A 4,911-nucleotide genomic window follows, 5' to 3' on the forward strand; every position below is an offset into this window, starting at 1 on the left:
GATCATCAAATATGGCGGCCAGATGGGGATCACCGAGATCGACATCGGCATGGCCCACCGCGGCCGGCTCAACGTCCTCGCCAACGTCATGGGCAAGCCCTATCGCGCGATCTTCAGCGAGTTCGCCGGCGGCGCCGCCAATCCCGACGATGTCGGCGGGTCGGGCGATGTAAAATACCATCTCGGCACCTCGTCGGACCGCGAGTTCGACGGCAACAAGGTCCACCTGTCGCTGCTGCCCAACCCGTCACACCTCGAGGCGGTCAATCCGGTCGTGCTCGGCAAGGCGCGCGCGGTGATGACCCTCCGCGAAGACTCGCACGGCAAGTCCGTGCTGCCGATTCTGCTGCATGGCGACGCGGCGTTCGCAGGACAGGGGATCGTGGCGGAATGCTTCGGTTTCTCCGGACTGCCCGGCTATGGCACCGGCGGCACGATCCACTTCGTCATCAACAACCAGATCGGCTTCACCACCAGCCCGCAATATGGCCGCTCCTCGCCTTACCCGTCTGACATGGCAAAGGCGGTCCAGGCGCCGATCCTGCACGTCAACGGTGACGACCCCGAAGCGGTTACCTTCACCTGCAAGCTGGCGATCGAGTTCCGCCAGCGCTTCGGCCGCGACATCGTCATCGACATGTGGTGCTACCGCCGCTTCGGTCATAACGAAGGCGACGAGCCAGCTTTTACCCAGCCGCTGATGTACGCCGCGATCAAGACCCATCCGCCGATCAGCGAGATTTACGCGAAACGCCTGATCGACGAAGGCGTGATCGACCAGGCATGGCTCGACGAGCGGACCAAGCAGTTCACCCTGTTGCTGGAGGGCGAGTTCCAGGCGGGAACGAGCTACAAGCCGAACAAGGCCGACTGGTTCGAGGGCCGCTGGACCGGCTTCGGGCGGCCCGACGAACCGGTGCTTGGCCGGCGCAATACCGGCACCGCGATCGACGACGGTGATTTCGACCGCATCGGCGAGACGCTGACCCGCGTTCCCGAGGGGCTGACGATCCACAAGACGCTGGGCCGGATCCTGGACGCCAAGAAGGCGATGTTCGCGACCGGCGCGGGGTTCGACTGGGCGACCGGCGAGGCGCTGGCCTTCGGAAGCTTGGTCGCCGAAGGACACAATGTCCGCCTGTCGGGCCAGGACTCCGGTCGCGGCACCTTCAGCCAGCGCCACGCGGTGTGGGTCGACCAGACCAATGGCGAGAAATATATTCCGCTGCGCAACATACCCGGCGGGCGGTTCGAAGTGCGCGACAGCCCGCTCAGCGAGTTTGGCGTGCTCGGCTTCGAATATGGTTATTCGATCGCCGATCCGCGCACGCTGGTGCTGTGGGAAGCGCAGTTCGGCGATTTCGCCAACGGCGCGCAGACGATCATGGATCAGTTCATTGCCTCGGGCGAATCGAAGTGGTTGCGGGCCAGCGGCATCGTCCTGCTTCTGCCGCACGGGTTCGAGGGGCAGGGACCGGAGCATAGCTCGGCCCGGCTCGAACGCTATCTGCAGCTGTGCGCCGACGACAATATCCAGGTCGCCAACTGCACCACCCCGGCCAATTATTTCCACGTCCTGCGCCGCCAGCTGCTGCGCGATTTCCGCAAGCCGCTGGTGATTATGACGCCCAAGTCCTTGCTCCGCCACAAGTTGGCGGTGTCGCCGCGCGCCGACTTTACCGGCGAAAGCCATTTCAAGCGCATCCTCAGCGACCTGACGCCGCCCGCCGCAGCGGCCACTCGCCGGGTCGTGCTGTGCTCGGGCAAGGTCAGCTATGAACTGATGGAAGCGCGCGATACGTCGGGGGCCGGCAACACCGAAATCCTGCGTATCGAGCAAATCTATCCCTTCCCGTCCGAGCCGTTGGTCAAGCGGTTGAAGGCAATGCCCAATCTGACCGAGCTGGTCTGGGCGCAGGAAGAGCCGAAGAACAATGGCGCGTGGACTTTCGTCGAGCCGTGCCTCGAGGAATGCCTGGCACAGGCCGGTCGTGCCGGAATGCGCCCGCGCTACGCCGGCCGTGCCGCGTCAGCCTCGCCTGCCACCGGCCTGGCCAAGCGCCACGCCGCTGAGCAGGCTGCGCTGCTCGCTGAAGCGCTCGGACAAAATCAACACGCCGCCGCCGCCGCGGCTGAGTAAGGGACGACCTATGCCGACCGATGTGAAGGTGCCGACGCTGGGCGAATCGATTACCGAGGCGACGCTCGGCGCGTGGCTCAAGCATCCGGGCGACCCGGTCGCCGCCGACGAGCCGATCGCCAGCCTGGAGACCGACAAGGTCAGCGTCGATGTGCCTTCGCCGGTTGCGGGGACGTTCGGCGAGGCGCTGGTCAAGGAAGGTGACACCGTCGCCGTCGGCGCGATAATTGCGCGGATCGCGGAGGAAGGCGCGTCATCGTCGGCGGACGCTGTCGCTGTCGCTGTCGCTGCCGCTCCGCCCGCGTCTTCGTCGGCGGACGCTGTCGCTTCCGCTCCGCCCGCAGTCGCCGAACCCGTCACCAATCCGGCAGGCCCCGCCGAAACCCCGGCATTGAGGGGCGACGAACACGCCCCGACCGCCGACAGCCCCGGCTCGGCCAATGACGCTGCGTTGCGCCTGTCCCCCGCCGTGCGCCGCGCGGTGCTCGAAAATCACGTCGATCCGTCGGCGATCAAGGGCAGCGGCAAGGACGGGCGGCTGACCAAGGACGATGTGCTGGCGGCGGCGAAGCAGAAGGGAAGCAGTCCCCCGGCAGTAAGCAGTTCCCAGGCGCAGGATGTGGGTGCCCAGGCGCCGGAGGCGAAGACTCCTGCCGCACCCACTTCGGAGCCTGCGGCTCCTGGGCCCCGGCCTACGCCGGGGAACCGGAACGAAGAGCGCGTCAGGATGACCCGCCTGCGCCAGACCATCGCCACCCGCCTCAAGGACGCGCAGAACACCGCCGCGATCCTCACCACCTTCAACGACGTCGACATGACCGCCGTTATCGAAGCCCGAGCCCGCTACAAGGATTTGTTCGAGAAGAAGCACGGCATTCGTCTCGGCTTCATGGGATTTTTCGTGAAGGCCTGCGCGCTCGCCGCTCGTGACGTCCCCTCGGTCAACGCCTATCTCGAAGGCGACGAGATCGTCTACCATGACTATTTTGACGTTTCGGTCGCCGTGTCCGGCCCCAAGGGCCTCGTCGTCCCGGTCGTCCGCTCGGCCGACGCGATGGGTTTCGCGGAGATCGAAAAGTCGATCGCTGTCTATGGCAAGAAAGCCAAGGACGGCACGCTCTCGATGGATGATATGAAGGGCGGGACCTTCACCATCTCAAACGGCGGCGTGTTCGGCAGCCTGCTCTCGACCCCGATCATCAACCCGCCCCAGTCCGCCGTGCTGGGTATGCACCGTATCGAGGACCGCCCGGTGGCGCGCGACGGCCAGGTCGTCATCCGTCCGATGATGTACCTCGCGCTCAGCTACGACCATCGCCTGGTCGACGGCCGCGAAGCCGTGACGTTCCTTGTGCGGGTCAAGGAAGCAATCGAGGATCCCACGCGTTTGCTGATCGACTTGTAAGGATAATCGAAGTTACAAACGCATTGTATTTATGGCCTTTCTTGGCGGCTGTTGGCTGTGTCTCCAACTGCTTGGGTTGATCTTGGAAACTTGGAGAAGGTGGGCGGGGCCACGAGGTCCAGTCTCCGCTCAGCGGCAGTCGGTCGAGGGGTGGCTGGCCATATTTATCTTTAGCGGCCTATTTTTTGGTGGTCTTTATCTGGTGGATGAGCTGGTAAATGGCCCACACCACAGTTCGCGCTACCACGGTGCCGACGAGTGGGAATGCACTGGCAGTATGCGCTGTTAAAATCAGAGGTCTCCAATGACTGACACCAATTACGACGTCCTCGTCATCGGCTCCGGTCCCGGCGGTTATGTCGCTGCGATCCGCGCGGCACAGCTCGGGCTGAAGACCGCCTGCGTCGAGAGCCGCGAGACGCTCGGCGGGACCTGCCTCAACGTCGGCTGCATCCCGTCCAAGGCGCTGCTCCACGCCTCCGAACTCTATGACGAAGCCCATTCCGGCGCGCTCAAGAAGTTCGGGATCAACATCGAGGGGGCGAGCCTCGACCTCGACCAGATGCACGCGGAGAAGGCCAAGGCGGTCACCGAACTGACCGGCGGCATCGCCTTTCTGTTCAAGAAGAACAAGGTCGACTGGCTCAAGGGCCGCGCCGCCTTCACCTCGGCCAATTCGGTCACGATCGGCGATCAGGCGGTCACCGCGAAGAACATCATCATCGCCACCGGCTCCTCGGTCACTCCGCTCCCCGGGGTCGAGGTCGATAACAACGCGTACATCATAGTCGATTCCACCGGCGCGCTCGCCCTGCCGAAAGTCCCCGGCCACCTCGTCGTCATCGGCGGCGGAGTCATCGGGCTGGAACTCGGCAGCGTGTGGAAACGCCTCGGCGCGGCCGTCACCGTCGTCGAATATCTCGATCAGATTCTGCCCGGCATGGACGAGGAAGTCCGCGCCGAATCGGCCAAGCTGTTCAAGAAGCAGGGCATGACGCTGAGGACCGGGACCAAGGTCACCGGCGGCACCGCAGCCAACGGCAAGGCCGAACTGACGCTCGAACCCGCGAAAGGCGGTGCGCCCGAAACGCTCGAAGCCGACGCCGTGCTCGTCGCGATCGGCCGCCGTCCCAACGTCGATGGTCTTGCGCTCGACAAGGCCGGGCTGTCGCTCAACGCGCGTGGCCAGATCGACACCGATCACGACTTCCGCACTGCTGTCCCTGGCATCTGGGCGATCGGCGACGTCATCCCCGGCCCGATGCTCGCCCACAAGGCCGAGGACGAGGGCATTGCCTGCGCCGAAAACATCGCCGGCGGCACCGGCATCGTCAATCACGACGTCATCCCGAGCGTGGTCTACACC

At 64.8% G+C, this 4,911-nt stretch carries 3 protein-coding genes; all 3 read left to right on the top strand.

Features of this window, described 5'->3' with window-relative positions:
• On the top strand, nt 1–2,140 hold a 2,140-nt coding region (locus tag RMN84_RS03005; RefSeq protein ID WP_309610725.1), incomplete at its 5' end, for a 2-oxoglutarate dehydrogenase E1 component.
• A gap of 10 nt (nt 2,141–2,150) precedes the next feature.
• Entirely contained in the window at nt 2,151–3,545 is a 1,395-nt protein-coding gene (gene odhB / locus RMN84_RS03010) for a 2-oxoglutarate dehydrogenase complex dihydrolipoyllysine-residue succinyltransferase (protein WP_309610726.1), read from the top strand.
• Between the two features lie 304 nt (nt 3,546–3,849).
• Nucleotides 3,850–4,911, top strand: a 1,062-nt coding sequence (gene lpdA / locus RMN84_RS03015) for a dihydrolipoyl dehydrogenase (protein WP_309610727.1), incomplete at its 3' end; no start/stop codon positions are given.

It is taken from the genome of Sphingomonas sp. (genome assembly GCF_031380695.1).
Lineage (GTDB): Bacteria > Pseudomonadota > Alphaproteobacteria > Sphingomonadales > Sphingomonadaceae > Sphingomicrobium.

Coding starts and splice junctions, on each gene's coding strand:
- odhB (WP_309610726.1), top strand. CDS start 2,151: ATGCCGACCGATGTGAAGGTGCCGACGCTGGGCGAATCGATTACCGAG.